This is a genomic window from Pseudoxanthomonas sangjuensis, from assembly GCF_010211755.1.
In the GTDB taxonomy this organism is placed as follows: domain Bacteria; phylum Pseudomonadota; class Gammaproteobacteria; order Xanthomonadales; family Xanthomonadaceae; genus Pseudoxanthomonas_A; species Pseudoxanthomonas_A sangjuensis.
In genome coordinates, this window is record NZ_PDWR01000036.1 from 1 (window position 1) to 26500 (window position 26500).

The following is a 26500-nucleotide window of genomic DNA, read 5'->3' on the forward strand; positions in this document are numbered from 1 at the left end:
GAGAGAGGGGGGGGGCTGGTCGCGTCGTCGCCGTCTGTGGCCGGCTGATCTGGGGCTTGCATCCCGGGCATGGCGCTTATTCCAGGCGGGTTGGCGGGCGGGGTGCGCATTCTACGCGGCCCGGTCCGGATCCGGGCCGGTTCGACGTTTTCGGGGGGAAGAAGCGGAAGCGGGCCGGCCCATGCCGGGTTCTCCGACCGACCGCACAAAACGGAGGAATCCTTTCTTGGACAAGGACTTGGCAAGCGGGCAGGGAAGGAGGACACTGCGCGCCATGAGGGGGAGCCTGTTGCCGCTGGGGATGCTGCTTGCCGTCGTCGCGCTGCCCGCCGGCGCGGGCACGCTGTACCGCTGCGTCGGCGCCGCCGGCGTGCCCGCCTATGTCAGCAAGCGGATCGGCGGGGCGAAGTGCGAGGTCGTCGGCAAGTACACGCCGGACCGTCGCAGCAGCCCGGGTCCTGCCGCTAAGGCCCCGCCCGCGCCGGCGCCGGCGGAAATGTCCCCCGCCGCCGACAGGCCGCCGCCCGCGGGGCGGGCCCCTGCGCCTGCCGCCAGCACCGCGCTGCCGAAGCGCGTGGTCAGCGGGCAGGTCTATTCCTACATCAGCGACGGCGTTCGCCACTACACCAGCACGCGGCCCAAGGGCGTGCAGGTCGCCAGCCTGCGCACCATCAAGTACCGCTACATCGAGACCTGCTACGCCTGCGGCAATCCGAATCTCGATTTCGGCAGCGTGCGGCTGAACACCACCGCCTACCAGGACGAGATCGCCAGCGCGGCGCGCGAATTCGGCGTCGACGAGGCCATCGTCCGCGCGATCATCCACGCCGAATCGGCCTATCGACCGACCGCGGTGTCGCGGGTCGGCGCGCAGGGCCTGATGCAGCTGATGCCGGCCACCGCGCGCCGCTTCGGGGTCAGCGACGCCTTCGACGCCGGGCAGAACATCCGCGGCGGGGTGCAATACCTGTCGTGGCTGCTGAAGCGCTATCACGGCGACCTGAAGCTGGCCGCCGCCGGCTACAACGCCGGCGAAGGCGCGGTCGACCGCCATGGCGGCGTGCCGCCGTACAGCGAAACCCAGCGCTACGTGCAGCGCGTGGCCGTGCTGGCCGACCGCTACCGCGCCGCCAGCGGCCCGCGCCTGATTCCGTCTGCGTCTCCAAGTGGTTGATCCGATGGGGAATGTTGTAGGCGCTTTCGCGCTTCCGTTACACTCGGCAAATTGAGGTTTTATCGTGGTCCGCGGGGAAGGATTGTGCGGACCCTGGCAGCCAGATTAGCTACCTAGAAACGCGTCAATTTGCGGAGGGCCGAATGGCCAACGATGGGGTGAACGGGCCCGAGAATACGGGCCGACGCCGATTCCTGACGGCGACCACGGCCGTGGTCGGGGCGGTGGGAGCCGGATTTGCCGCAGTACCCTTCATCAAGTCGTGGAACCCCAGCGCCCGCGCCAAATTGGCCGGCGCGCCGGTGGTCGCGGACATCAGCGGCCTGCAGGAAGGCCAGCGCCTGATCCTGGAATGGCGCGGCCAGCCGATCTGGATCGTCAAGCGCTCCAAGGCGATCCTCGACGCGCTGCCGACCCTCGACGGCCGGCTGCGCGATCCCGAGTCGAAGAACACCGAGCAGCAGCCGTCCTACATCAAGGGCGAGACCCGCTCGATCAAGCCGGAAATCTCGGTGCTGATCGGCGTCTGCACCCACCTGGGCTGCTCGCCGGAGATGGTCGCCGAGATCCGGCCCGAGCCCTACGACCCGAACTGGAAGGGCGGCTACTTCTGCCCTTGCCACAAGTCGCGCTTCGACATGGCCGGCCGCGTGTTCCAGGGCGTGCCGGCGCCGCTGAACCTGGCGGTGCCGCCGCACCACTACGCGGACGACAACACCATCGTGATCGGCGTCGACCCGGAAGGAGCCGCCTGACATGTCCGCGAACATCATCACCCGCACCGTCAGCGGCCTGCAGGACTGGTTCAACCAGCGCGCTCCGGCGTTCCTGCCGTTCTACCGCAAGCACATGACGGAGTACTACGCGCCGAAGAACTTCAACATCTGGTACATCTTCGGCGTGCTGTCGATCGTGGTGCTGGTCAACCAGATCCTGACCGGCATCTTCCTGACGATGCACTACAAGCCGAGCGCGGCGGAAGCCTTCGCCTCGGTCGAGTACATCATGCGCGACGTCGACTGGGGCTGGCTGATCCGCTACATGCACAGCACCGGCGCGTCGGCGTTCTTCATCGTGGTCTACATCCACATGTTCCGCGGCCTGATGTACGGCAGCTACCAGAAGCCGCGCGAGATGGTGTGGATCCTCGGCATGCTGATCTACCTGGTGCTGATGGCCGAGGCCTTCATGGGCTACGTGCTGCCCTGGGGGCAGATGTCGTTCTGGGGCGCCAAGGTCATCATCAACCTGTTCGGCGCGATCCCGGTGATCGGCCAGGGGCTGACCGAGTGGATCATGGGCGATTACCTGCCCAGCGACGCCACCCTGAACCGCTTCTTCGCCCTGCACGTGATCGCGCTGCCGCTGGCGTTGCTGCTGCTGGTGGTGCTGCACATCGGCGCGCTGCACGAGGTCGGTTCGAACAACCCCGACGGCGTCGAGATCAAGAAGGGCCCGAAGGGCAACCGCTGGTCGGACAAGGCGCCGGCCGACGGCATCCCGTTCCATCCGTACTACACGGTCAAGGACTTCTTCTACGTCTGCTGCTTCCTGGTCGTGGCGGCGTTCATCATCTTCTTCGCCCCCGGCTTCGGCGGCCTGTTCCTCGAGCACGACAACTTCACCGAGGCCAACCGCCTGGTCACGCCGGCGCACATCAAGCCGGTGTGGTACTACACGCCGTTCTACGCGATGCTGCGCGTGGTGCCGGACAAGCTGGGCGGCGTGCTGGTGATGTTCGGCGCGATCGCGGCGCTGTTCTTCCTGCCGTGGCTGGACCGCGGCAAGGTCAAGTCGATCCGCTACCGCGGGCTGTGGTTCAAGGTCGCGCTGGCGCTGTTCGCGTTCTGCTTCGTGTGGCTGGGCAAGATCGGTTCCGGCCCCGGTACCGACATCCACGAGACCTATCTGGGTCGCGTGCTGACCGTGCTGTACTTCGGCTACTTCATCTTCCTGTGGGTCTACACCCGCTTCGGTTTCGAAAAGACCAAGCCGGTGCCGGAACGGGTGACGACGCATGACTAAGCTCGCTTTCATGAGCAAGGCCACCGCCAGGCTCGCCGCCTTCGCAGGCGCGCTGCTGCTGTCCTTCTCCGCCGTCGCCGCGGAAGGCGGCGACACCCTCCAGGCCGGCAACGACCTCGGCGACCGCGCCTCGCTGCAGCGCGGCGCCAAGCTGTTCGTCAACTACTGCTCCGGCTGCCATTCGCTGCAATACCTGCGTTACTCGCGCATGGCCGAGGACCTGGGCCTGACCGAGGAAGAGGTGATGCAGAACCTCAACTTCACCGGCGCCAAGTTCGGCGAGCAGATCAAGGCATCGCTGCCGAACGACGCCGCGACCAAGTGGTTCGGCAAGGCGCCGCCGGACCTGAGCGTGATCTCGCGGGTGCGCGGCAGCGACTGGATCTACACCTACCTGAAGTCGTTCCACATCGACGAGTCGCGGCCGCTGGGCTGGAACAACAAGCTGTTCCCGAACGCCTCCATGCCGAACCCGCTGTGGGAACTGCAGGGCATCCAGCATGCCGAGTACGGCGAACCCGACGCGGCCACCGGCGAGAAGCCGGTCGTCGGCCTGAAGCTGTCGCAGCCCGGCAAGCAGAACGCGCAGGAATTCGACCAGACGGTGCGCGACATCACCAACTTCCTCGAATACGCCGGCGAGCCGGCCGCGCTCAAGCGCCAGAGCATGGGCGTGTGGGTGGTGCTGTTCCTCGCCGCGCTGTCGCTGCTGGCGTACCTGCTGAAAGAGGAATACTGGCGCGACGTGCATTGATGCGGGTTCCGCCGACGGCGGCCATCTTCCCGCGGGACGTGGATCGGGGCGATGGTTCCGGAAGGATGAGGGGAAACCGTGGCGACCTCCGGCAACGGGCCGGGCGGCGCCGATGCGACCGGCGGATTCCGGTCGTGGGAGGGCCTGAATGGCTGCGAGTCCGCGTATGCGAAATACCCTGACGCTGTTCTCTTCCACCGACGATGTGTTGTGCCACCGGGTGCGGCTGGTGTTGTCAGCCAAGGGCGTCAGCTACGATCTGGTGGAAGTCGATCCGCAGAACCCGCCCGAAGACCTTATCGACCTCAATCCCTACCACTCGGTGCCGACCCTGGTCGAGCGCGACCTGGTGCTGTACGCGGCGAGCGTGGTCAGCGAATACCTCGACGAGCGCTACCCGCATCCGCCGCTGATGCCGGTCGACCCGCTGTCGCGCGCGCGCCTGCGCCTGGCGATGCTGCGCATCGAGCACGACTGGGTGCCGCAGGTGCAGGCGATCCAGCTGGGCAACAAGACCCAGGCCGACAACGCCCGCAAGCGGCTGAAGGAACTGCTGACCGCGTCGGTGCCGCTGTTCAAGGCCAGCAAGTTCTTCCTCAACCCGGAAATGAGCCTGGCCGACTGCGCGATGGCGCCGATCATCTGGCGCCTGCAGGCGCTCGACATCCCGTTGCCGAAGGACGGCAAGGCGATCGAGGACTACGGCAACCGCATCTTCCGCAACCCCGGCTTCATCCGCAGCCTGACCGAGCAGGAAAGGAAGCTGCGCGAGATCCCGGCGTGAGCCGGACGCGCCGCGGTCCCGGAGCGTAAACTGCGCGCATGAGCGACGACGTACCGCGCATGACCAGCCACCGCCCGTACCTGCTGCGGGCGCTGGCCGAATGGATCGCCGACAACGACATGACCCCGCACCTGCTGGTCGACGCGACGCAGCCGGGCGTGCAGGTGCCGGCCAGCGCGGTGAAGGAAGGCAAGGTGGTGCTGAACATCGCGCAGCGCGCGGTGGCGCATTTGACCATCGACAACGACGAAGTCAGCTTCAGCGCGCGCTTCGGCGGCGTCAGTTATCCGGTGCGGGTGCCTATCCCGGCGGTGCTGGCGATCTACTCGCGCGAAACCGGGCAGGGCATGGCCCTGCCCGAAGACACCGGCGCCACGCCCGGCCCCGACGGCGACGACGAGCCGCCGACACCCGATGCGCCGGCGCCCGACGATGCGCCTCCTGCCGGCAAGCGGCCGCCGTTCCTGCGGGTGGTGAAGTAGGCTCGGTTTGCGGGTCCATGAGCGCGGCGAACGAAAAGACGAACTACGTATGTTTGTTCTGCGGCAACTCGATTGAATCGGGCGATGTGGACCTGTGTGCATTGCACGTGGTGGCGCGGTTCGACCAACTGCGCGGAGAACAGAAAGAGCAGACTTTCTTCTGCCATATCAACTGCCTGCAACAGCGAGCGGCAGTGCACCCGGGAAATTTCTACATTTCGGACCCGGAATTTCCGTCCATCGGCGAGTAGCCAGGCAGGATGGATAGAGCATGGCGATACCCATCATCCGAAGCGTCGGATGCGTCGCGATGATGGGTATCGCCTTCGGCTCCACCCATCCCACAAACAGCGATTCAATTCACCCGCTCGAATGGCACCACGGTCGGCTTCACCGGCCCGATGAACGACACCAGCTTGCCGCCGCGCAGTACCAGCCGGCCCGCGTGCCTGTCGTCGCCGTCATGGGAATATTCGAAGCGGAACGTGCGCTCGAAGCCGAGCCGTCCGTCCTCGTTGCGGCGCAGGCGGATGCCGTCCGCGTGCACGCTCTGGTCCAGCCAGATCACCCCGGCTGCCGCGCAGGCATTGCGTCCCAGTTGCGTGGCCTGCTCGGCCGCGGCACGCGCCGCATTCCAGTAGCCGAACGCGGCTGCCGCGGCGATCAGCAGCAGGATCGGCGTCATCGCGGCGCGGGCCCCAGCTTCATCGACAAATCGATCGCCTGCACGTGCTTGGTCAGGCCGCCGACAGAAATGTAATCGACGCCGTCCTCGGCGATGCCGCGCACCGTTTCCAGGGTGACGCCGCCGGAGACTTCCAGCGGGATCCGCCCCTTGAAGGCCGGCCCATGCGCGATCTTCACCGCCTCGCGGCGCGCCGCCGCATCGAAATCGTCGATCAGGATGCGCTCGCAGCCGGCCGACAATGCCTCTTCGAGCTGCGCCAGCGATTCCACTTCGACGATCAGCGGCAGTTGCGGCTGCGCCGCGCGGGCGGCGCGGATCGCCGCGGTCAGCGAACCGGCGGCGCGGACGTGGTTTTCCTTCAGCATCACCGCGTCGTACAGGCCGAAGCGATGGTTCTGCCCGCCGCCGCAGCGCACCGCGTACTTCTGCGCGACGCGCAGGCCGGGCAGGGTCTTGCGGGTGTCGAGGATCACCGCCTTGGTGCCGCGCACTGCGTCGACGTAGGCGGCGGTTGCGGTGGCGGTGGCCGACAGCGTCTGCAGGAAGTTCAGCGCGGCGCGTTCGGCGGTGACCAGCGCGCGGGCGCGGCCGGACAGCGTGGCCAGCACGGTGCCGGCGCGTACGCGGTCGCCTTCGCAGACCTTCCAGTCGATGGCCACGTCGGGGTCGAGCGCGCGATGGCAGGTGTCGAACCACGGCCGGCCGGCGACCACGCAATCCTGCTTGCACAGCAGGTAGGCGACATCGGCGACGTCCGGCAGCAGCGCCGCGGTCACGTCGCCGCTGCCGACGTCCTCGGCCAGCGCCGCGGCCACGTTGGCCTGCACCACGTGGTAGGGCGGCGGTTCGGTGCCGCCGTCGAAGCGATCGGTACCCATCACGGCCCCCCTTTCCCCAAGGCAGGGGTCCGGGGCGTTGTCGCGAACCGGGTCATTTCTGCGGGAAGCCGTCGACCTGCGCGGTGGCGATGCCTTCCTCGACCAGCAGCACCGGGATGCCGTCGTCGACGCGGTACACGGTCTTGCGGTCGCGGGTGACCAGGGCTTCGCGCAACGGGTCGCGCTGCGGGGCGTCGTCGACGCGCTTGATCTCGCCGGTCGCGATCGCGCGGTTCAGCGCGTCCAGCCCCGCCGGTTCCAGCAGGGCCAGCGGTTGGCGCGAAGCCGGGCAGCACAGGATATCGAGCAGTTTGCGGTCCATTGCCAGCGTACGGGGGCGGGAAATGACGGGTAGAATATCCCTTTAGGGCAGGCGACGGCCAATGACCGCCAACCAATCCAACCCCCTCGTCGGCATCGTGATGGGCTCCCGCTCGGACTGGGAGACGATGCAGCACGCCGCGCAGAAACTCGACGCGCTGGGCGTGGCCTACGAAGTCAAGGTCGTGTCCGCGCACCGCACGCCGGACGCGCTGTTCGCCTATGCCGAATCCGCCGCATCGCGCGGCCTGCGCGCGATCGTCGCCGGCGCCGGCGGCGCGGCGCACTTGCCGGGCATGCTCGCGGCGAAGACCGCGGTGCCGGTGCTCGGTGTGCCGGTGCAGTCGAAGGCGCTGAACGGGATGGATTCGCTGCTGTCGATCGTGCAGATGCCGGCCGGCGTGCCGGTCGCGACCTTCGCCATCGGCAATGCCGGCGCGGCCAACGCCGGCCTGTTCGCCGCCGCGCTGCTCGCCGCCGACCATCCGCAAATCGCGGAGGCGCTGGCCGAGTTCCGCGCGAAGCAGACCGACGACGTCGCCAGCAACGACGACCCGCGCAAGTGACCACGGTCGGCATCCTCGGTGGCGGGCAGCTGGCCCGCATGCTCGCGCTTTCCGGCGCTTCGCTGGGGCTGCGTTTCCTGGTCATGGACACCGTCGCCGACGCCTGCGCCGGGCAGTTCGCGCCGCTGCTGGTCGGCGATTTCCGCGACGAGCGGGCGCTGGCCGAATTCGCGGCGAAGATCGACGTCGCCACCTTCGATTTCGAGAACGTGCCGGCCGAAAGCGCCGAATGGCTGGCGCAGCGCGCCCCGGTGTTCCCGAACCCGCGCGCGCTGGCCGTGGCGCAGGACCGGCTGGTCGAGAAGAGCCTGTTCCGCGAACTCGGCATCCCGGTCGGCGAATTCGCCGCGGTGTCGTCGCGCGGGGAGCTCGACGCGCAGGTCGCGCTGATCGGCGCGCCGTGCATCCTCAAGACGCGCCGGCTCGGCTACGACGGCAAGGGCCAGTTCCGGATCAGGACCCGGGCCGACGTCGACGCGGCGTGGGAAGCGCTCGGCCCGCAGGCGCAGACGGTCGGCCTGATCGTCGAGGCCTTCATCCCGTTCCAGCGCGAAGTCTCGGTGGTCGCGGTGCGCGGTCGCGACGGCGAATTCCGCGCGTGGCCGCTGACCGAGAACTGGCACGTCGACGGCGTGCTGTCGGCGAGCCTCGCCCCCGCGCCCGCCGACGCGGCGCTGACCGACGCGGCGTTCGCGCACGCGAAGAAGCTCGCCGAAGCGCTCGACTACGTCGGCGTGTTCGCGCTGGAGCTGTTCGTGAAGGACGGCCGGTTGCTGGCGAACGAAATGGCGCCGCGCGTGCACAACTCGGGGCACTGGACCTTCGAGGGCGCGGAGACCTCGCAATTCGAGAACCACCTGCGCGCGGTGCTCGGCCTGCCGCTGGGCTCCACGCGCATGCTTGGCCATGCCTGCATGCTCAACTGGATCGGCGAACTGCCGTCGCGCGACGCGGTGCTGGCCGAAGCGTCCGGCCACTGGCACGACTACGGCAAGCTGCCGCGCGCCGGGCGCAAGGTCGGGCATGCCACGTTGCGCGCGGATTCGGCGGTGGAACTGGCCGGCGCGCTGCGCCGCATCGGCGTGGCGCTGGGCCGCATGGCGCAGGTCGCGCCGGTAATGGATCGTCTCCTGTAGGAGCGCGCCGGGGCGCGCTCCCGTACCGGACAGGGACTCGCCGCCGGAAGCCGCCCGCGGGCGCGGCTCCCGGCGGATATCGCGTCAGCGCAGGTTCGACGCCACGAAGTCCCAGTTGACCAGCGACCAGAACGACTCGACGTACTTCGGCCGCGCGTTGCGGTAGTCGATGTAGTAGGCGTGCTCCCACACGTCGATGGTCAGCAGCGGCTTGTCGTCGCCGGTCAGCGGGGTGGCCGCGTTGGAGGTGCTGACCAGGCCCAGGCTGCCGTCCGGGCGCTGCACCAGCCAGCCCCAGCCGGAGCCGAAGGTGCCGATCGCGGTCTTGGTGAATTCCTCCTTGAACTTGGCGAAGTCGCCGAAGGCCGCGTTGATCAGGTCGGCCAGCTTGCCGGTCGGCTCGCCGCCGCCGTTCGGCTTCAGGCAGTTCCAGTAGAAGGTGTGGTTCCAGATCTGCGCGGCGTTGTTGAACATGCCGCCCTGCGACTTCTTCACGATGGTCTCGAGGTCGGCGTCGGCGAACTCGCCGCCTTCGATCAGCTTGTTGAGATTGTCGACGTAGGTCTTGTGGTGCTTGCCGTAGTGGTAGTCGATGGTCTCGGCGGAGATGTGCGGTTCCAGCGCGGCGCGGTCGTAGGGCAGGGCGGGCAGTTCGATGGCCATGGGGGACTCCTTTGGCGGGTTGGCTGGGGGCTTGGCTTACAATGGGCACAGTTTACGAGACGGGACCCGGAACGGCCATGTCGCAGAAAAAGCCCCAGCCGGCAATGGAACGCATCCAGGCCATCGTCGACGGCCAGCCGATCGTATTGTTCATGAAGGGCACGCCGGAATTCCCGATGTGCGGCTATTCCAGCAGCGCGGTACGCGCGCTGCAGTCGGCCGGCGCCGAGCGGCTGTATACGGTCAATGTCCTCGAAGAGCCGGAAATACGCGCCAACCTGCCGCGATATTCGAACTGGCCGACCTTCCCGCAACTGTTCATCCACGGCGAGCTGATCGGCGGCTGCGACATCACCCTGGAGCTGCTCGAGTCGGGCGAACTGCAGCGCATCGTCGCCGAGGCCGCGGCGGAATGAGCGTGGTCGTGCCGCTGCCCGGCGCCGCCGGGAAGGGCGCGCTGGCCGGGCGGGTGGTGCTGGTCAGCGGCGCCTACGGCGGGCTCGGCGGCGCGGCGGCACCGGCCTGCGCGCGCGCAGGCGCCACCGTCGTCCTGCTCGGGCGCAAGCTGCCGAAGTTGAACCGCGTTTACGACGCCTGCGTGCAGGCCGGGACCGAGCCGCTGCTGTACCCGCTGGACCTGGAGGGCGCGTCGCCCGACGACTACGCCGAACTGGCGCAGCGCCTGCACGACGAATTCGGCCGCCTCGACGGCTTGCTGCACTGCGCGGCGGAATTCCGCGGCCTGACTCCGCTCGAGCACACCGACCCGGCCGCGTTCGCGCGCGCCGTGCACGTCAACCTGACCGCGCCGTGGTGGCTGAGCCAGGCCTGCCTGCCGCTGCTGAAGCGGGCCGCGGATGCCGCGCTGGTGTTCGCGCTGGACGATCCGGACCGCGTTTCGCAGGCCTACTGGGGCGGCTATGGCGTGGCGCAATCGGGCCTCGCCGCACTGGTCGGCATGCTGTCCGCGGAACTGGCGAACGGCAGCGTGCGCGTGTCCGCGCTGCGCCCGGGGCCGATGCGCACCGGCCTGCGTTCGCGCGCCTACGCGGACGATGCCGACGATGCCGCGCGCGACCCCGCCGACTACGCCGGCGCCTGCGTCACCCTGCTGTCGCCGGACGGCGCCGCGCATCGCGGCCGGGTGTGGAGCCCGCGCGCATGAAATCGCGACCGCTCACCCTGAGCGTAGGCGCGAAGCGCCGGAGTCGAAGGACCCTTCGACTTCGCTACGCTACGCTCAGGGCGAACGGTTCGATTTTCGGTCGGGTTCAATAGCCATGACCATCCTTTCCGCCGCGCTGCTGCTGTTCCTGATCCTCGACCCGCTGGGCAACATCCCGATCTTCCTCAGCGTGCTCAAGCCGCTGCCGCCGCCGCGCCAGCGCATGGTGCTGGCGCGCGAGCTGTTCATCGCGCTGGTCGTGCTGATGGCCTTCCTGTGGGGCGGGCAGTACTTCCTCGACGCGATGCACCTGCGCCAGGAGTCGGTGCAGATCGCCGGCGGCATCGTGCTGTTCCTGATCGGCCTGCGCATGATCTTCCCGAAGCCGGAAGGGCTGATGGGCGAAATCCCCGGCGGCGAGCCGTTCATCGTGCCGCTGGCCATCCCGCTGGTGGCCGGGCCGTCCGGCATGGCCGCGGTGATGCTGATGGGCAGCAACGAACCGCAGCGCCTCGGCGACTGGAGCCTGGCCCTGCTGCTGGCCTGGCTGGGCACGGCGGTCATCCTGTTCTCGGCCACGGTGCTGTACCGCTGGCTGGGCCGGCGCGTGCTGACCGCGGTCGAGCGGCTGATGGGCATGCTGCTGGTGGCGATCTCGGTGCAGATGCTGCTGGACGGCATCAACGCCTACCTGAAGTTGTCCGCCAGTCTCCCCTGAGCCGGCCCGGCTCCATGCGGCCGGGTAGGGTGCCCCGGATCACATTGCGGCGCCGCCTTCGGCGAATGTCTCCAATCCGTATAAGCACTTACCGGCGATTCCGACCATCCGGCCTGAAATCCCATTGGGCATCAACGGGATAGCGTCATGATGCGGCGCGGAAATATTGTCATCCAGCGGTCACAAATTGGCTCTATCGTGTTAACCTCATGTTAACCCTGGTGACGCCGGTCACTTGGCGTCGGGGATTCGTGTCATCTGCAACCGGTACGCCCTGCGCTGCGCTCGCGGCGCCGACAGTTTCGCCATTGCCAATTCCATCGATCCGTAATCCGAGGTCAAACCCATGAATCAATCCCGCCGTATCCGGATGTCCAAACTCAGTCTTGGCCTGGTGGCCGCGCTGGCCGCCGCTCCCGCCTTCGCGCAGAGCACCTCGGCCGGCGTCGGCGGCGTGGTCACCGATGCCGGCGGCGCACCGGTTGCCGGCGCCGAGGTGACGATCACCCACGTGGAATCCGGCACGGTCAGCCGCGCCACCACCGATGCCAACGGCCGCTACAATGCGCGCGGCCTGCGCGTCGGCGGTCCCTACACGATCACCGTGACCAAGGCCGGCGCGGGCACCGATACCGAGGACGGCATCTACCTCGACCTCAACAAGGTCAACACCGTCAACGCCGCGCTGAAGGGCGACGTCACCACCCTGGAAACCGTCACCGCGATCGGCGTGGCCGGCGGCTCCAGCGTGTTCAGCGCCACCAAGATGGGCACCGGCACCAGCGTCGACCAGGAGACCATCCAGGCGCTGCCGTCGATCAACGGCAACATCCAGGACTACATGCGCCTCGACCCGCGCGTGGCCTTCGTCGACCGTGCGTCCGGCACGATCTCGGCCGGCGGCCTGAACCCGCGCTTCAACTCGGTCAGCATCGACGGCGTCTCGGCCAGCGACACCTTCGGCCTGGAAGGCAACAACATGCCGACCAAGCGCCAGCCGGTGTCGATGGAGGCCATCGAGGCCATCGACATCAACCTGTCGAACTACGACGTGACCAGCGCCGGCGCCGCCGGCGCCACCGTCAACGCGGTGACCAAGTCCGGCACCAACGAATTCCACGGCTCGCTGTACGGCTACATGCGCGACGGCGACTGGTTCGGCGACAACCCGAACAGCAACAATGCCTTCGCCGGCTTCGACAAGGAAGAGACCTACGGCGCCACCTTCGGCGGCCCGATCGTCAAGGACAAGCTGTTCTTCTTCGCCAACTACGAGAAGTACGAGCAGGCCACCCCCGGCACCAGCGTCGACTTCGCCAACTACGACTTCAGCGAAGCCGACGTGGCCGAGGCGCAGCGCATCGCCCGCGATGTGTGGGGCTTCGAGCCGGGCGGCACCACCGCCTCCAACAGCAACACCACGCTCGAAGAGTACGCGCTGAAGCTGGACTGGAACATCAACGACGACCACCGCGCCAACCTGCGCTACAGCAAGCTGGAACAGGCCAAGGTGCGTCCGGAAGGTTCCAGCGCCAGCACCCTGGCGCTGAGCTCCTCGTGGTTCGTGCACGAGAAGACCGTCGAAAGCTACGTCGGCCAGCTGTTCAGCGACTGGACCGACACCTTCTCGACCGAATTCAAGGTCTCCTACCGCGACTACTCGGCCATTCGCGTGGTCCCGACCGTCACGCCGCAGATCTCCATCTACTTCGGCGGCGACGAGACCGCGCCGAGCGGCGACCTCATCCGCATGGGCACCGAGCGCAGCTCGCAGAACAACGTGCTGAAGACGGAGACCTGGAACTACTTCGGCGCCGGCACCTGGACCGTCGGCGACCACGACATCAAGTTCGGCGTCGATTACAGCGAAAACGAAATCTTCAACTACTTCGCCCAGGACGGCTGGGGCAACTACACCTTCTACGGGCTGGACAACTTCGAGGCCGGCATCTGGTCCACCTACGCCTACAAGGCCGAGACCTCGCCGGGCTCGATCCCCGCCCAGTACAAGAACAAGAACCTCGGCCTGTTCATCCAGGACACCTGGTACGCGACCCCGAACCTGACCCTGACCTTCGGCGTGCGCGGCGACCGTCCGGAAACTAGCCCGGCGCCGGAACACAACGCCGTCGCCGAAGCCGACTGGGGCCTCGACAACAGCCAGACCTACAGCGGCGACTTCGTCATCCAGCCGCGCTTCGGCTTCAACTACACCTTCGACAGCGAGCGTCCCACGCAACTGCGCGGCGGCATCGGCCTGTTCCAGGGCGACGCCCCGCAGGTGTGGGTCGGCAACAGCTACAGCAACACCGGCCTGAACGCCGTCTCCTATTCGCAGGACATCGAGGACGAGGAGAACTACGAAGACCTGCCGTTCAGCCCGGATGGGCACAACCAGCCGGTTCCGTCCAATCCGGCGGCTGCGCTGATGGACGTCAACTTCATGGCCAAGGACTTCGAGCTGCCGTCGGTCTGGAAGGCGAACCTGGCGTTCGACCATGAACTGCCGTGGTACGGCATCGTCGGTTCGGCCGAGGTCATCCTGACCGACGTCAACAACGGCCTGTTCTACCGCACCCTCAACGTCGGCCCGGGTTACATCGGTCCGGACGGCCGCGTGCTGTACTACGATCCCGCCCGCGAAGGCCGCGCGTGGAGCAGCAGCAACGCGCGCTTCGGCCGCAACCCCGCCTACAACAACGTCTTCCTGATCGACAACACCAGCAAGGGCAAGAGCCAGCAGTTCACCGCGTCGCTGTCCAAGCCGTGGAGCGAAGGCAGCGACTGGTCGTGGAACCTGGCCTATACCTACACCCACGCCACCGAAGTCGGTTCGCTGACCAGTTCGACCGCCAGCTCGGGCTTCGGCTACCAGTACGGCTTCAACATCAACGAGGACGTCGCGCGCAACGGTCGCTACGTGATCAAGGACCGCATCTCCGGTTCGCTGGACTGGAAGCACAAGTTCTTCGGCGACTACGAAACCCGCGCCGGCCTGGTCTATGAAGGCCGTAGCGGCCGTCCGTTCAGCTACGTCTTCGTGAACGACGCCAACGGCGACAGCCGCACCGCCAACGACCTGTTCTACGTGCCGTCCGCCCCGGGCGACGTGCTGTTCGGCACGCTGACCAGCGCCGGCGTGTTCACCCCGGACCCGGCGATGGAGCAGTCGTTCTTCGAATGGCTGAACCAGAACCCGGAGCTGAAGCGTTACGCGGGCAACTACGCCCCGGCAAACGCCTTCCGCGCCGACTGGGTCAACACCTTCGACCTGCGCATCAGCCAGGAACTGCCGGGCTTCTTCAAGGGCCACAAGTCGCAGATCTGGGTGGACATCCAGAACGTCGGCAACCTGCTCAACAAGGACTGGGGCCACATCTACGACTACGGCTTCTTCGCCGACGCCCGCGTGGCCACGCTGCAGGGCATCTACGACGGCAAGTACGTGTACAACTACCGCTTCGCCGATGCCCCGTCCGTGGCCAACAACGACGCCGACGGCGTCAACACCGGCGTCTCGCAGTGGTCGCTGCAGGTGGGCCTGAAGTACGAGTTCTGATCCACCGCGTTCCAGTACAGTGCAGCACGGAAACGGCCGGGGCGACCCGGCCGTTTTCCTTTTCCGGCGGGGAGGGATAAAGTCTCGCGACTCGAAAAGACCAAGAAGGAAACGGCAGATGGGCGATACGGCATCGAGGGCGTTGCCGGTGCAGGATGCGCGGATCTACCCGCGCGGCGGTCTGGACGTGCTGTCGCGCGCCGAGGTGGCGCGCCTGCGCGACGCGTCCAGCGGCGGCATGCACGAGCTGCTGCGCCGCTGCGCGCTGGCGGTGCTGACCAGCGGCAGCGCGTCGGACGACCCGCGTGCGGCGCGCGACCAGTACCCGGGGTTCGACATCCAGGTGCAGCAACAGGACCGCGGGGTGCGCATCGACCTGATCAACGCGCCGGCGATGGCCTTCGTCGACGGCGAGATCATCCGCGGCGTGGCCGAGCTGCTGTTCGCGACGGTTCGCGACCTGGCGTGGACCGCGATCGAACTCGGGCCGGACTGCGCCGACGACCTCGACAGTTCCGACGGCATCACCAACGCGGTGTTCGGCCTGCTGCGCAACGCGCGCATCCTCAAGCCCGCCGACCCGAACCTGGTGGTGTGCTGGGGCGGGCACTCGATCTCGCGCGACGAATACAACTACACCAAGCAGGTCGGCTACGAGCTGGGCCTGCGCGGGCTGGACATCTGCACCGGCTGCGGACCCGGCGCGATGAAGGGGCCGATGAAGGGCGCGACGATCGCGCACGCCAAGCAGCGCCGCGGCAAGACCCGCTACATCGGCATCACCGAGCCGGGCATCATTGCCGCCGAGTCGCCGAACCCGATCGTCAACCACCTGGTGATCATGCCGGACATCGAGAAGCGGCTCGAGGCCTTCGTCCGCCTCGGCCACGGCATCATCGTGTTCCCCGGCGGTGTCGGCACCGCCGAGGAAATCCTCTACCTGCTCGGGATCCTGTTGCGCGAGGAGAACGCCGGGCTGCCGTTCCCGCTGCTGTTGACCGGCCCGGCCATCGCCGCGCCGTATTTCGAGCAGATCGACAGGTTCATCCGCCTGACCCTGGGCGACGCGGCGGCCTCGCGCTACGAGATCATCACCGGCGATCCGGCGACGGTGGCGAAGCGGATGGTCGCGGGCATCCGCAAGGTGCGCGAATGGCGCATCGCGCAGAAGGATTCGTTCTTCTTCAACTGGGCGATCAACATCCCGCTGGAATACCAGCGGCCGTTCGCGCCGACCCACGAGGCAATGGCCGCGCTCGACCTGCACCACGGGCGCGAATCGCACGCGCTGGCCGCCGACCTGCGCCGCGCCTTCTCCGGCATCGTCGCCGGCAACGTCAAGGAGGACGGCATGCGCCGCATCGAGCAGTTCGGCCCGTTCGAGATCCACGGCGATGCCGACATGATGCAGGCGCTGGACGAGCTGCTGCGCGCCTTCGTGCAGCAGCGGCGCATGAAGATCGCCGGCGAATACCGGCCGTGCTACCGGGTGGTGACGTAACCCTGTAGGAGCGGCGTAAGCCGCGACGCTTTTCATCGCTGTCCCGGTCGCGGCTTGACCAGACATTCGTCTGTTGAAAGCCGCCGCTCCTACAGCGGCAGGCGGATCGTCGCCACGTAGCAATCGTCGACGATCTGCGTTTCCAGCCGGCCGCGGCCTTGGGTCAATGCGTCAATCCGGGCACGCACCGAATCCAGGCCGATCCGGTGCCCCTTGGTCCGCGTCGCGGAAGCGGCCATCGCGTTGCGGATGCCGATTTCGATCCAGTCGCCGGTTTCGACGACTTCGATGGCGATGGCGCCGCCGTCCGGGTCGGGCTCGATGCCGTGGCGGATCGCGTTCTCCACCAGCGGCTGCACCGACAGGGTCGGGATCATCGCCTGCGGCAGCGGTTCGGGCAGGCGCCAGTCCACGCGCAAGCGCTCGCGGAAGCGCAGCGCCTCGATCTCCAGGTAGCGCCGGGTCAACGCCAGCTCGTCCGCCAGCGGGATTTCCTGTGGCCCGGCCAGCGCGGCGCGGAACAGGTCGGCCAGGTCCAGCAGCAGCTGTTCCGCGTCGCCCGGGCGCTGGTGCACCAGCGCCGCGCCGGTGTTGAGCGTGTTGAACAGGAAGTGCGGGCGGATGCGCGCCCGCAGCGCCTCCAGTTCCGACTGCTTGGCGCGTACCGCCATCTGCCGCGCGCGCCAGTGGTTGAGGAAGGACACCAGTCCGAGCAGGCCGACCACGACCGCGATACCGGTCATGCGCAGGAACAGGCCGAGCCATTCGTTCCGGCCCGGGCCGAGGATTTCATGCAGCGCCAGCCAGCCGATCGCGATCACCAGCCAGGTCGAGAGCAGCAGCGACAGCAACGCGCACCAGGCGACGCGCTGCGGGCGGATCCGCGCCAGCTGGCGGCGGAACAGGTACAGCGCACCCAACGTGACCAGGGCGATCCACTGCACGGTCAGCGAAGCCAGGCCGAAATAGACCCAGCGGTTGCCTTCCGCGCCCGGGGCCAGGGCCAGCACCGCGGCGACGCCTTCGCCGGCCACCAGGGCCGATACGATCACCGGCGCGCGCCACAGCGCGTCCAGCGGGTTTTGCGGTACAGGTTCCGGGCGCAGCGGCATGTCGCCTCGAAGCGACGAAAAATGTGGGCTACATCATGCGCCGATTGCGGCGCAGGTCACCAGCAGGAGCTGTTGACGGCGCCGTTGGCCAGCTTCCGGATGCCGTTGGCGGCGGTGTATTCGATGCTGAGCGTGCCGCAACTGTCGCTGGCCTGTCCACCTTGTGGCGCGGCAGTAAGCGTGTAGTTGGTGGGGCCGTTCGCCGTGACGCTGATCGTGTATTGGCTGGCCGTGGGCATCGTCCCCAGCTCGCCGGTCGTCGCGTATTCGGCGTGGTCCACCCGCCAGCGTTCCTGTCGCAACTGCAGGTCCTGCAGCGCGCTGATCGCCTCGGAACGGCGGCTCTTGCGAATGTACTGCTGATAGGACGGATAGGCGATGGCGGCCAGGATCGCGATCACGGCGACCACGACCATCAGTTCGATCAGCGTGAAGCCGGAAGCGCGGCGGGTCGTCATGGCATTTTCCCCCAAAGTGTCCTGTCCGCCATTCTGCAGCGGTAGCGCGCGAATTGGTATGACCAAGGCCGTCCCGAACCCATCCACTCGTCCCGGAAACGAAACCGCTGGTCGTAAAGCGCGTATCGGCGCCATGCCGTCATCGTAGGCTACACCAGCCCTATCAAGCGGGGAGCAAGGGGATGCGCAAGGGACTCAGGCAGCAAGGTGTGACGCTGATCGAACTTATGGTGACCATCGCGGTCCTCGCGGTCCTGGTCACGCTGGCCGCGCCCTCGTTCGCCGAATTCCGCGAGCGGCAGGCCCTGCGCGGCGTCGCCGACAACATCGTTGCGGCCGTAGGCCTGGCCAAGGAAGAGGCGGTCAAGCGCGACAGTTTCGTGCGCGTGGATTTCCTGCCCTTCGGCACGGATGGCGTGTGCGTTGGCGCGGTCATGGTGGCCGACGGCGAAGCCGCCGCGGGATGCGACTGCGCCAGCGATGCCACGGCCTGCACGGTGGCGTTGTTTCCCGAAACGGCGAACGACCTCAAGCAGGTGCAGTTGTCTTCCGACAGCATCGCGTTCGGCGGCGGCAGCGGTTTTGTCATCGATCCGAAGACCGCGACCCTCGCCGACATCGGCGACACGGGTGGGCTGCAGCTGACGACCCGCCACGGGTACCAGGTCGCGGTGCAGATCAATGCGCTGGCGCGGCCTGTCGTGTGCACACCCGATGGCGCAACGAAGACCTTGCCGGGAGTATCCGCATGCGCCGACTGAAACAGCCCGCATTCGCACGGCGGCAGGCCGGTTTGTCGCTGATCGAGCTCATGATCGCCATGGTCGCCGGCCTGATCGTGATCGGGTCGGCGCTGGCCTTCACCGTGTCGACGGTGCGCGCCTATGGCGAGAACATCCGTTCGACCCGCCTCAGCCAGGAGTTGCGCACCGGCATGAACCTGGTGGTGCGCGAACTGCGCCGCGCCGGCTACGACTCGGCGGCGGTTACCCGGGTGATGACCAGCGATCCGCCGTCCGGTTTCATCAATTTGTCCATCCCCGCCAGCGGCGGCTGCATCTTCTACGAGTACGACCGCAACGTCGGGGGAATGGGCGATGCGCCAACCGCCAGCGAGAAGCGCGGCATCCGCTACAGCGGCGGGGCGGTGCAGATGAACACCTCCGACGCCGACAGTAATTGCGGCGGTTCGAACTGGACGGACCTGACCGATCCGCGTGTCGTGAACATCGTGGATTTCAAGCCGGCGCTGTACGAATCGCCGTTCTGCACGGTGATCGCCAGCCGCGATGCCGACGGCAACAAGGTGTACGACACGGTCAGGGGCAGCGTGCGCGTGGTTTCGCTGTGCCTGAAGGGCGGCCTGGCCTCCGATCCGAGCGTGGTCCGCCAGCTGACGGACTCGGTGCGCATCCGCGCCGAGGACCTGTCCTATGCGACCTATTCCACGAAAGCCGCGGCCGATGCCATCTGCGCGGCCATCGCGGCCCCGACAGCTGCCCCCAGCCCGTCCGAACTCAATGACGAGTGTGCCGCCCCATGAACACCAACCTCCGCAACCATCCACCGCGGCGGCAGCAGGGCGTTTCGACCCTGCTGATCGCGATGCTGCTGCTGGCCATCCTGACCATCATCACCTTGTTCGCCGCGCGGTACGGCGTCAACGAACAGCGCACCTCGGGCAACGAATATCGTTACAAGATGGCGTTCCATGCCGCCGAAACCGGGCTGCACCAGTCGCTGGAGTACGTCAAGCTCAACACCATGACGATGCTGTCCACGGCCACCGGCGGCTGGCTCGACCCCGTCGCCATGCAATGGCAGCCCTGCTCGACCGCCACCACCATGGACCCGGATCCCTGCCTGGCCGGGCCCAGCAACCAGCGTGCGGGCATGTACCGCTACGTGGGCGGCACCAACGGCGTTCTGCCGGTCAGCGATGCCATCCCGGCCGATGCGCTGGATATGATCGGCGAGTTCGATGCCGGCTATGCATCCTATGCCACGCTTTGCCGGCTGGACATGACCATTCCGGAATCGCCGCAGTGCGCGCTGACGCCCACCACCGACAGTGGCGAGTTCTACATCACCGTGGTTTCGCGCGGCACGATCGAGAACGAGAACGCGGTGGCGACGGTCAAGCAGTCGTTCGGTACCTTCCACCTGCTCGGCCGCTCGCCGGACGCACCGCTGATCGCGGCCGGCACCAGCATTGGCTTGGGCAATGCGGAAATCGTGCCCAACCCGGATGCGGGTGGTCCCGGTATCCCGATCTCGATCTGGTCCGCCGGCGACGCGCAGATTTCCGCCATGGGCAGTTTCGAGACCTGCCATCTCGGGGAGTGGCTGAACAATTACGGCAACCCGGCGCCGTCCTCGCAGGATGTGCTCAACGGGATTTGCGCAAGTTGCAGTTGCAGCGGGGTAAGCCTGGACTACGGCATGCTCAGCGGACACAAGGGTGGCGACAAGTACGAAGGCGAGGACATCATCGACATCGACAGCAACAGTAGCGATGCGACGCCAAAGGTGATGGACGCGCAGAACTTCCCCAGCGATCTGTTCGCCTACACCTTCGGCGTGTCCAGGGACAATGCCGTGGAATACCTCACGCAGTATGCGACCCAGATCAACAGTTGCGCGGCGCTCGACGGCACGAGTTCCGGCTTGTACTGGGTGACGGGTGCCGATGCCAGTTGCAGTTTGCCGGATATTGTCGGTTCGCTCACGGGACCGGTGGTGCTGGTCAGCGACGTGCCGGTCAGCGGCAGTGGCAACAAGAAGCAGTTCTTCGGCGTCATCTTCGTGCGCGAAACGGCCGGTACCGACGCCTTTACCCTCAACGGTGGCCAGATTTACGGTTCGGTGGTGCTGGAGGGCGGCGGCCAGCTGCACGGCAGCCCGTCGATCGTCTACAACAAGGCGGTACTGGCCAACATCCGCAATTCCCCCGGTTTCGTCCGTTACGGTCCCATCCCCGGGTCCTGGTCGGATTCGCTCCAATGAAGGTGACGGCGATGAAGAAGACCCATTCCCGTGCCGCGGGCTTCAGCCTGCTCGAAGTGATGATCGCGGTCGTCGTGCTGGCATTCGGCCTGGTCAGCCTGGCCGCCCTGCAGGGTCGGCTGTTCCAGTCCGGCGCCGAATCCAAGGCCAGGGCCGCGGCCACCGCCATCGGGCAACAGGTGCTGGAAGACGCGCGCTCGTTTGCTTTCGTCACGCCGCCGACCGGATACACGGGTTCGACCTACGTCAATCTGGCGTCCGGCGGGCCCTGGACCTTCACTGCGGGTGGGGTCGAATTCACCGCCACGAGCACCGTGACGCGTTACCGCTACGATCAGGCCAGCGGCCAGTTCGTTCCCGGAGCGACCGATGCCTATAGCGGTGGCGTGCCGGAATTCAAGAAGATCAACGTCAGCGTCGGTTGGACCGGCAGCGATGGCGAAGACAAGACCGTCTTGCTGACCGACAGCATCGCCGCGGTGGCGCCGGCGGATGCGGCGATGCTGCGCCAGGTTCCGACCGAGGCCAGCGAGGGGCCGAAGGTGCATATCCTGCGTCCGGATATCGGCAATCCGCAGGTGGTGCCGATCGCGATCGGCAACGACCAGTCGGCGGCAAGCTCCAACCCGAAGCCGCAGCAGTTCATCGAGGACATTTCCGCGGCCACGCAGTTCTCGGTGATGACCTTCACCGGTTCCAGCGACACGGTATTGCTCAACCGCAAGCTGGACGTGGCGGCCGTCAGTTGTGTCTGCCAAGAAGGCGGCAGCAGTTCGGCCGCCAATCCCGCCTACCAGCCGGTGGTGTGGAGCGGCCGGATGCAGGCCTACCAGGAACCGCAGGTCCTGCCCGAGGGAACGGCCATCGGCACGGCAGTGGTGTCCAACCAGGATTCCGAAATCAGCACCATGTGCACGGTCTGCTGCCGCGACCACCACGAGGCCGGTCGCAACCCCGCGGTGGACCCGTGGCGCGATCGCAGCCAGAACGACGACAGCAGCGAGCATTACGGCTATGCGAAGCAGGGCAACTCGTACAATGTCGGCGGCGGCCTGAAACCGGCTGCCGAGATCGGTGGTTACTACGTGGATGCCTGCCAGATCATCCGCGTGGGCGGCCGCCCGCGACTCGCGCGCGACCTGATGCAGAGCCATCTGCTGGTCACGCCGCTGAACAGCGCCAAGACCGGTTATGAAGTCGGGTCTTTTGCCACCAATTACGCCACTTTCGTCGAGCAGGCCATCCAGGACGGGATGAGCAACCTGCCGCCGGGCTATCCCGCGCCCGCGGCGAAGTTCCCGGCGCCCGCTGCCACGCCCTCGAACCTCAGGACGACGGATCCCATCCAGTTCACCGCCGCGGGCCAGCAGAGGAATCTGGTCGCCTTCGGCCTGTATATGGATTACCTGAGCCCCGAAACGCGGCAGGTCTACGATTGCGCGAGGAACAACGACAATAGCGGCGACTGCAGCGGCCTGGGGGATCTGGAGCCGTTGCAGGTGCTGCCGTTCTACGCGGTCAACGTGGCGAATCTCGGGTCGTGGACATCCAGCCAACCGCTGGTTTCCTCGGTGACCAACACCATCTACAGCAACCAGGGCCTGTTGCAGACCGATGGTGGTCTGGTGACGGCGCAGCGAGGATCTTCTGCCGATGCCTTCCCGGTAACGCTGTCGATCAACGACAGCAATTCCGGCCTGGCCGGTACCGCGCCGATCGACAGGGGCGACGAGGCGGATTCCAGCTATGTGGCGGATGCGCAGGATTTCCGCAAGGCCGATGGTGATGCTTCCGGCCTGTCGACGGCCAACCTGGTCGTTGGCGTGGGCCAGGCGAGCATCCTGAACCTGGCGACGCTGCTGATGACTGCCGATGCGGCGAATACCTCGGCCACCTGCAACTATGCCAAGAAGACCCAGCAGACGACCTGCGCCTATTTCTATGTCCAGGGGTCGACCAATACCTTGATATTGACGATCACCAACTATTCGACCACGGCCAAGGTCAAGGGCCAGCCGGTGTTCACCGACCGCAAGGTTTGCGTCGATACGGATCCGCGCATCAGCGTTGCGGTAGCCAATGACGGGACGGACAGCGACACCACGACCATCACGATCACCCAGACCCCATTGGCCGGCGACTATGCCTTGACCCTCAACATCGTCGACCAGGACACGACTTGCCCGACGGGGACGACGCCGCTGACTCCCTAGCCGTTCGCCTCGGCCCCGGGCATTTCCGGTTTCCGCCACTGCATCCCGTGGGATGCAGTGGCTTTTTCTTGGCTATGCCCACGCGGGCATCGGGCGGCCCCGGCGAAACCATTGCTTTCGGGACGAAGTGCGGCGCCGCGATTTCCCTCATGGGATTGATGCCACGCATGCGGCCGCAGCGGTGGCCGTCGGCTTGGACGCCCGCAACCGCCCGTCGTTGGCCAGCACCAGCGCCGTCGCATGGGCGGCGCCGCGCTTGTCGCACAGGGTGAAGGTGACGTTGGAACCGGCGTTGCCGCCGTTGGCCTGGAACACCAGCCGGGTGCGGCCCGCGGTGCTGCGCAGGTGCACGCCATCCGCCAGCGCCGGCTGTTCGCGCAGGATGCGTTCGCCGGGCTGGAGTACGCGGTCGGCGTTGCCGTCGGCGAACACGATCCAGCCGCCGCTCCAGTCGATGTTGTCCCGGCAGCCGCCGCTGTCGCCGGGACAGGCCACCACGTGCGTACCGGCGACGGCGGCGTGCCGGACCGCGAGGGTCATGCCTTCCAGCAATGCGGTGCGTGCCTCGCCGGCGTTCGCGGCCGCGATTGCGTTGCCGGTCGCGGGCAGGGCCAGCGCGGCCAGTATCGCCAGTACCGCCATTGCGATCAGGGCTTCGATCAGGGTGAAACCGGAGTGGGGCAGGGTGCGGGACATGACGGGCTCCATTGCGGGATCGACATGCGGCCAGCATGGCCTTCGCGCCCGGGCGGCACGATCGGGGAAGGGATAGACGTCCTGTCAGGGAATTCCTCGCGTCCGCACTCAACCGATTGCGATGCCCCTGTAGGAGCGGCGTAAGCCGCGACCGCCATGCATCCACCACGACGAATCCGTCCGCAAAGCACCGATCATGGTGGTCGCGGCTTGCGCCGCGCCTACAGGCCGACCCACTGCCAGCGCAGGCCCAGCAGCAGGCCGCGACCGGGGCCGGGCTCGTAGTAGCGGCCGTTGCCTTCGTTGACGATCACCGAGCCGATGTAATTCCGGTCGAACAGATTGTCGGCGCGCAGGAAGCCGCGCAATCGCTGCGTGCCGAAGCGCCATTCGCGCGCGACCTCGGCATTGAGCAGCGCGTAGCCCGGCGCATGTTCGCTGCCCGGGTCGTTGACGCTGACCTTGCCGAAGCCCAGTGCCTCCAGCGCCGCGCTCCAGGGGCCGCTTTCCCAGCCGAGCCGGACGCTGGCCTGCTGCTGTGCGGTACCGGGGATGCGCGTGCCGGCGGCAACCATCGTCGACGGATCGGTGCAGCCACTCCCGGTGCAGATCGGGAAACCGTCGCGGAACGTCGCGTCCAGCCAGGTGTATGCCAGGTCGAAACGCCAGCGTTCGCCCAGCGGCAATATGGCCGACAATTCGAAGCCCTGGCGCCGCGCGCGGCCGACGTTGCGGTAGCTGCTGCGCCCGCCGACGTTGCGCGCCACCGCCAGTTCGTCGTCGGTGTCGGCGCGGAACAGCGCGGCTTCGGCCGAGGCGCCGGCGTCGTTGCGCCATTTACCGCCGAGTTCGACGTTGCGGCTGGTCGCCGGCCTCAGGTCGAAGGCGAGGCCGGCGCCGCCGTCGGCGCGGTACGCCAGTTCGTTGAAGGTCGGTGTTTCGAAGCCGCGCCCGTACGACAGGTAGACGCGCAGATCGTCGTCCGGCGCAAAGGCCAGCCCGGCCACCGGCGTGGTCCGCGAATATTCGATGCGGCCGCTGTCGTCCGGGTTGCCGGCGGCGACGTAGGCGTCGCGCGATTCGAAGCGCACCGTGCTGTGGCGCACGCCGGCCAGCAGCGACCAGCGCGGCGCCAATCGCCACCATGCCTGCGCGTAGGGGTCGACGTTGCGCACGTCGTTGCGTTCGTCGCGGCGCAACGCGCCGCGCACACCGAGTTCGCCGCCGGCGAAATTCTCGTGGCCGCGCCGGTGCTGGCGCTGGCGGTCGAAGTTGGCGCCGGCGGGAAATTCGAATGCGCGCCCGGCCAGCGCGCCAGGCCAGCTCCAGCGCAGGTCGGCACCGCCGTAGTCGTTGTCCAGGTCGACCACGCCGCCGGAATGCAACGGATTGGACTGCGCCGCCACCGGCACGGCAAGGAACTGCGCGACCGAGCGTCGCCCGGCATAGGCCATCGCGCGCAATGCATGGCCGCCGTGCAGGGGCTGTTCGTAGGCCAGGCCGAGTTGGTCCTGGCCGACCGACTTGCGTGTATCGAACTGGTGCGCAGCCGAGGCGGCCTGGCGCGGGTCCTGTTGCGCCTGCGTCCGGGTCAGGCCCAGCGGGTCCTGCGCATCGGGCGCGTCGAAATGGTTGGCGACCAACTGCACGCGGCCCGCGTTCGCGGTGTCGGCGTGCAGCTTCACGTTCAACGAGCGGCGCCGTGCGGCGCCGTGCTCGCGCCAGCCATCGGTCTCGAAGACATTGCCCGCGAGCGCATAACCCAGGACCCCATCCGCGCCGCGCAGGCTCGCGCCGATGCTGCGGCTGTCGTCGCGGCCTGCGCTCGCCTGCACGTGGCCCCGCGCCGGCGCTTCGCCGTCGGCGCTGAATATCTGCAGCACGCCGCCGGAGGAATTGCCGTACAGCGCCGAGAACGGGCCGCGCAGCACTTCGATGCGCTCGGCGCCGGCCAGCGCGAAATGCGAGACCTGGCCCTGGCCGTCGGGCATCGTCGCCGGGATGCCGTCGGCGTACAGGCGCAGGCCGCGCACGCCGAAGGTCGAGCGCGCACCGAAGCCGCGGATCGAGAGCTGCGTGTCCTGCGCGTAGTTCTGCCGGTCGCGCGCGGACAGGCCGGGCACGCCGCGCAGCAGGTCGGAGACGTTGACGCCGGCGCTGGCATTGCGGCCGTCGATGTCGATCGTGTCGAGCGAGGCCGGCGTGTCGAACGCCGGTACCCGGTGCAGCCGCGTCGCATCGACCTGCACGCGGTCCAGGGTCGCCGCCTCGGCGGCTTGCGCCGCGGCGCGCGGCGCGCTCGCCAGCGCACACAGCCCCAGCACTACGGCACCGGCCAGCGGGTTCGGTCCCGCACCAAAAAAAGCCCGGTGGTGCCGGGCTTTGTTTCGATGCCGATTTCGGAGTCGGATCCAGCTCATCGGTGGCCGGATTTCGGGGGGATTCGCCTGCCGCAGCCGCGATTCGGGCGCAGATGCCGGCAAGTCATTGAAAAATATGGCGCCCGAAGTTGGACTCGAACCAACGACCCCCTGATTAACAGTCAAGTGCTCTAACCGGCTGAGCTATTCGGGCGGGGCCGCGTATTGTACGGGCGGGGTC

26 protein-coding genes and 1 tRNA gene are annotated in these 26500 nt (G+C 67.4%); 18 read left to right on the forward strand and 9 right to left on the reverse strand.

The window, feature by feature from the left end:
- Positions 1-274: 274 nt before the first annotated feature.
- The 7 genes from CSC71_RS14310 to CSC71_RS14340 all read left to right on the forward strand — a co-directional run bounded on the left by CSC71_RS14310 (position 275) and on the right by CSC71_RS14340 (position 5470).
- Entirely contained in the window at positions 275-1174 is a 900-nt protein-coding gene (locus CSC71_RS14310; RefSeq protein WP_162375059.1) for a lytic transglycosylase domain-containing protein, read from the forward strand.
- A 143-nt stretch (positions 1175-1317) separates the two neighbouring features.
- Positions 1318-1929 carry a ubiquinol-cytochrome c reductase iron-sulfur subunit gene (petA, locus tag CSC71_RS14315; RefSeq protein WP_162375060.1) on the forward strand — a complete coding sequence of 204 codons (612 nt, stop codon included), beginning with the start codon at positions 1318-1320 and terminating at the stop codon, positions 1927-1929.
- 1 nt (position 1930) lies between these two features.
- Positions 1931-3199, forward strand: coding sequence for a cytochrome b (locus CSC71_RS14320; RefSeq protein ID WP_162375061.1), 1269 nt, complete (start codon positions 1931-1933; stop codon positions 3197-3199).
- A 10-nt stretch (positions 3200-3209) separates the two neighbouring features.
- Entirely contained in the window at positions 3210-3953 is a 744-nt protein-coding gene (locus tag CSC71_RS14325) for a cytochrome c1 (RefSeq protein ID WP_162375083.1), read from the forward strand.
- 148 nt (positions 3954-4101) lie between these two features.
- Entirely contained in the window at positions 4102-4737 is a 636-nt protein-coding gene (locus CSC71_RS14330; protein ID WP_162375062.1) for a glutathione S-transferase N-terminal domain-containing protein, read from the forward strand.
- A 38-nt stretch (positions 4738-4775) separates the two neighbouring features.
- Entirely contained in the window at positions 4776-5219 is a 444-nt protein-coding gene (locus tag CSC71_RS14335) for a ClpXP protease specificity-enhancing factor (RefSeq protein WP_162375063.1), read from the forward strand.
- A 17-nt stretch (positions 5220-5236) separates the two neighbouring features.
- Positions 5237-5470 (forward strand): hypothetical protein, encoded by a 234-nt coding sequence (locus tag CSC71_RS14340; RefSeq protein ID WP_162375064.1) that lies wholly within the window; start codon positions 5237-5239, stop codon positions 5468-5470.
- A gap of 104 nt (positions 5471-5574) precedes the next feature.
- Here CSC71_RS14340 and CSC71_RS14345 read toward each other — a convergent pair whose 3' ends face one another.
- The 3 genes from CSC71_RS14345 to CSC71_RS14355 are packed head-to-tail and all read right to left on the reverse strand — an operon-like array spanning position 5575 to position 7107.
- Positions 5575-5904 carry a DUF3301 domain-containing protein gene (locus tag CSC71_RS14345; protein ID WP_162375065.1) on the reverse strand — a complete coding sequence of 110 codons (330 nt, stop codon included), beginning with the start codon at positions 5902-5904 and terminating at the stop codon, positions 5575-5577.
- The gene (nadC, locus tag CSC71_RS14350; RefSeq protein WP_162375066.1) at positions 5901-6785 is read right to left on the reverse strand and encodes a carboxylating nicotinate-nucleotide diphosphorylase; all 885 of its coding nucleotides are present in this window, start codon (positions 6783-6785) and stop codon (positions 5901-5903) included. The genes CSC71_RS14345 and nadC overlap by 4 nt, the downstream gene beginning before the upstream one ends.
- Positions 6786-6837: 52 nt before the next feature.
- Positions 6838-7107, reverse strand: coding sequence for a Trm112 family protein (locus tag CSC71_RS14355; RefSeq protein WP_162375067.1), 270 nt, complete (start codon positions 7105-7107; stop codon positions 6838-6840).
- A gap of 61 nt (positions 7108-7168) precedes the next feature.
- On the opposite strand from CSC71_RS14355, the gene purE reads away from it, so the two are divergent.
- Complete coding sequence (gene purE / locus CSC71_RS14360) at positions 7169-7672, forward strand: 5-(carboxyamino)imidazole ribonucleotide mutase (RefSeq protein ID WP_162375068.1); 504 nt, start codon at positions 7169-7171, stop codon at positions 7670-7672.
- Positions 7669-8808 carry a 5-(carboxyamino)imidazole ribonucleotide synthase gene (locus CSC71_RS14365; RefSeq protein WP_162375069.1) on the forward strand — a complete coding sequence of 380 codons (1140 nt, stop codon included), beginning with the start codon at positions 7669-7671 and terminating at the stop codon, positions 8806-8808. Before purE ends, CSC71_RS14365 begins: the two co-directional genes overlap by 4 nt.
- An 84-nt stretch (positions 8809-8892) precedes the next feature.
- Here CSC71_RS14365 and CSC71_RS14370 read toward each other — a convergent pair whose 3' ends face one another.
- Positions 8893-9471 (reverse strand): superoxide dismutase, encoded by a 579-nt coding sequence (locus tag CSC71_RS14370; RefSeq protein WP_162375070.1) that lies wholly within the window; start codon positions 9469-9471, stop codon positions 8893-8895.
- Between the two features lie 77 nt (positions 9472-9548).
- Here CSC71_RS14370 and grxD point away from each other — a divergent pair, with 77 nt between their 5' ends.
- From grxD to ppnN, 5 genes are all read left to right on the forward strand, one after another.
- Complete coding sequence (gene grxD / locus CSC71_RS14375; RefSeq protein ID WP_162375071.1) at positions 9549-9887, forward strand: Grx4 family monothiol glutaredoxin; 339 nt, start codon at positions 9549-9551, stop codon at positions 9885-9887.
- Complete coding sequence (locus tag CSC71_RS14380) at positions 9884-10636, forward strand: SDR family NAD(P)-dependent oxidoreductase (RefSeq protein ID WP_162375072.1); 753 nt, start codon at positions 9884-9886, stop codon at positions 10634-10636. The genes grxD and CSC71_RS14380 overlap by 4 nt, the downstream gene beginning before the upstream one ends.
- Positions 10637-10751: 115 nt before the next feature.
- Positions 10752-11354 carry a YhgN family NAAT transporter gene (locus CSC71_RS14385; protein ID WP_162375073.1) on the forward strand — a complete coding sequence of 201 codons (603 nt, stop codon included), beginning with the start codon at positions 10752-10754 and terminating at the stop codon, positions 11352-11354.
- A gap of 370 nt (positions 11355-11724) precedes the next feature.
- Positions 11725-14913, forward strand: coding sequence for a TonB-dependent receptor (locus tag CSC71_RS14390; protein WP_162375074.1), 3189 nt, complete (start codon positions 11725-11727; stop codon positions 14911-14913).
- Between the two features lie 118 nt (positions 14914-15031).
- Positions 15032-16414: a nucleotide 5'-monophosphate nucleosidase PpnN gene (gene ppnN / locus CSC71_RS14395; protein ID WP_162375075.1), complete on the forward strand. Its 1383-nt coding sequence runs from the start codon at positions 15032-15034 to the stop codon at positions 16412-16414.
- 89 nt (positions 16415-16503) lie between these two features.
- Here ppnN and CSC71_RS14400 read toward each other — a convergent pair whose 3' ends face one another.
- Positions 16504-17526 (reverse strand): sensor histidine kinase, encoded by a 1023-nt coding sequence (locus tag CSC71_RS14400; RefSeq protein WP_162375076.1) that lies wholly within the window; start codon positions 17524-17526, stop codon positions 16504-16506.
- Positions 17527-17582: 56 nt separating this feature from the next.
- A complete protein-coding gene (locus CSC71_RS14405; protein WP_162375077.1) occupies positions 17583-17984 on the reverse strand; it encodes a type IV pilin protein in 402 nt (133 codons plus the stop codon).
- A 182-nt stretch (positions 17985-18166) separates the two neighbouring features.
- Here CSC71_RS14405 and CSC71_RS14410 point away from each other — a divergent pair, with 182 nt between their 5' ends.
- Genes CSC71_RS14410 through CSC71_RS15680 form a run of 4 tightly spaced genes read left to right on the forward strand, consistent with a single transcriptional unit; the run spans position 18167 to position 23203 of the window.
- Positions 18167-18745 carry a pilus assembly FimT family protein gene (locus CSC71_RS14410; RefSeq protein WP_162375084.1) on the forward strand — a complete coding sequence of 193 codons (579 nt, stop codon included), beginning with the start codon at positions 18167-18169 and terminating at the stop codon, positions 18743-18745.
- On the forward strand, positions 18733-19527 hold the full coding sequence (locus CSC71_RS14415; RefSeq protein WP_162375078.1) for a PilW family protein: 795 nt from the start codon (positions 18733-18735) through the stop codon (positions 19525-19527). The genes CSC71_RS14410 and CSC71_RS14415 overlap by 13 nt, the downstream gene beginning before the upstream one ends.
- Positions 19524-20990, forward strand: a complete 1467-nt coding sequence (locus tag CSC71_RS14420; protein ID WP_162375079.1) for a PilX N-terminal domain-containing pilus assembly protein — start codon at positions 19524-19526, stop codon at positions 20988-20990. The genes CSC71_RS14415 and CSC71_RS14420 overlap by 4 nt, the downstream gene beginning before the upstream one ends.
- Before the next feature lie 11 nt (positions 20991-21001).
- Entirely contained in the window at positions 21002-23203 is a 2202-nt protein-coding gene (locus tag CSC71_RS15680; protein ID WP_162375080.1) for a type IV pilus modification PilV family protein, read from the forward strand.
- A gap of 147 nt (positions 23204-23350) precedes the next feature.
- Here the strand turns inward: CSC71_RS15680 and CSC71_RS14430 are convergent, their stop codons facing one another.
- The 3 genes from CSC71_RS14430 to CSC71_RS14440 form a co-directional block, all read right to left on the reverse strand.
- Entirely contained in the window at positions 23351-23899 is a 549-nt protein-coding gene (locus CSC71_RS14430) for a GspH/FimT family protein (protein WP_162375081.1), read from the reverse strand.
- Positions 23900-24120: 221 nt separating this feature from the next.
- Positions 24121-26223 (reverse strand): TonB-dependent receptor family protein, encoded by a 2103-nt coding sequence (locus CSC71_RS14435; protein WP_162375082.1) that lies wholly within the window; start codon positions 26221-26223, stop codon positions 24121-24123.
- A gap of 173 nt (positions 26224-26396) precedes the next feature.
- Positions 26397-26473, reverse strand: a tRNA-Asn gene (locus CSC71_RS14440).
- Between the last annotated feature and the right edge of the window lie 27 nt (positions 26474-26500).

Excerpts from the sequence above, each read along its gene's own strand:
- CSC71_RS14310 (WP_162375059.1), top strand. The coding sequence starts at position 275 with ATGAGGGGGAGCCTGTTGCCGCTGGGGATGCTGCTTGCCGTCGTCGCG.
- petA (WP_162375060.1), top strand. The coding sequence starts at position 1,318 with ATGGCCAACGATGGGGTGAACGGGCCCGAGAATACGGGCCGACGCCGA.
- CSC71_RS14320 (WP_162375061.1), top strand. The coding sequence starts at position 1,931 with ATGTCCGCGAACATCATCACCCGCACCGTCAGCGGCCTGCAGGACTGG.
- CSC71_RS14325 (WP_162375083.1), top strand. The coding sequence starts at position 3,210 with ATGAGCAAGGCCACCGCCAGGCTCGCCGCCTTCGCAGGCGCGCTGCTG.
- CSC71_RS14330 (WP_162375062.1), top strand. The coding sequence starts at position 4,102 with ATGGCTGCGAGTCCGCGTATGCGAAATACCCTGACGCTGTTCTCTTCC.
- CSC71_RS14335 (WP_162375063.1), top strand. The coding sequence starts at position 4,776 with ATGAGCGACGACGTACCGCGCATGACCAGCCACCGCCCGTACCTGCTG.
- CSC71_RS14340 (WP_162375064.1), top strand. The coding sequence starts at position 5,237 with ATGAGCGCGGCGAACGAAAAGACGAACTACGTATGTTTGTTCTGCGGC.
- CSC71_RS14345 (WP_162375065.1), bottom strand. The coding sequence starts at position 5,904 with ATGACGCCGATCCTGCTGCTGATCGCCGCGGCAGCCGCGTTCGGCTAC.
- nadC (WP_162375066.1), bottom strand. The coding sequence starts at position 6,785 with ATGGGTACCGATCGCTTCGACGGCGGCACCGAACCGCCGCCCTACCAC.
- CSC71_RS14355 (WP_162375067.1), bottom strand. The coding sequence starts at position 7,107 with ATGGACCGCAAACTGCTCGATATCCTGTGCTGCCCGGCTTCGCGCCAA.
- purE (WP_162375068.1), top strand. The coding sequence starts at position 7,169 with ATGACCGCCAACCAATCCAACCCCCTCGTCGGCATCGTGATGGGCTCC.
- CSC71_RS14370 (WP_162375070.1), bottom strand. The coding sequence starts at position 9,471 with ATGGCCATCGAACTGCCCGCCCTGCCCTACGACCGCGCCGCGCTGGAA.
- grxD (WP_162375071.1), top strand. The coding sequence starts at position 9,549 with ATGTCGCAGAAAAAGCCCCAGCCGGCAATGGAACGCATCCAGGCCATC.
- CSC71_RS14380 (WP_162375072.1), top strand. The coding sequence starts at position 9,884 with ATGAGCGTGGTCGTGCCGCTGCCCGGCGCCGCCGGGAAGGGCGCGCTG.
- CSC71_RS14385 (WP_162375073.1), top strand. The coding sequence starts at position 10,752 with ATGACCATCCTTTCCGCCGCGCTGCTGCTGTTCCTGATCCTCGACCCG.
- CSC71_RS14390 (WP_162375074.1), top strand. The coding sequence starts at position 11,725 with ATGTCCAAACTCAGTCTTGGCCTGGTGGCCGCGCTGGCCGCCGCTCCC.
- ppnN (WP_162375075.1), top strand. The coding sequence starts at position 15,032 with ATGGGCGATACGGCATCGAGGGCGTTGCCGGTGCAGGATGCGCGGATC.
- CSC71_RS14400 (WP_162375076.1), bottom strand. The coding sequence starts at position 17,526 with ATGCCGCTGCGCCCGGAACCTGTACCGCAAAACCCGCTGGACGCGCTG.
- CSC71_RS14405 (WP_162375077.1), bottom strand. The coding sequence starts at position 17,984 with ATGACGACCCGCCGCGCTTCCGGCTTCACGCTGATCGAACTGATGGTC.
- CSC71_RS14410 (WP_162375084.1), top strand. The coding sequence starts at position 18,167 with ATGCGCAAGGGACTCAGGCAGCAAGGTGTGACGCTGATCGAACTTATG.
- CSC71_RS14415 (WP_162375078.1), top strand. The coding sequence starts at position 18,733 with ATGCGCCGACTGAAACAGCCCGCATTCGCACGGCGGCAGGCCGGTTTG.
- CSC71_RS14420 (WP_162375079.1), top strand. The coding sequence starts at position 19,524 with ATGAACACCAACCTCCGCAACCATCCACCGCGGCGGCAGCAGGGCGTT.
- CSC71_RS15680 (WP_162375080.1), top strand. The coding sequence starts at position 21,002 with ATGAAGAAGACCCATTCCCGTGCCGCGGGCTTCAGCCTGCTCGAAGTG.
- CSC71_RS14430 (WP_162375081.1), bottom strand. The coding sequence starts at position 23,899 with ATGTCCCGCACCCTGCCCCACTCCGGTTTCACCCTGATCGAAGCCCTG.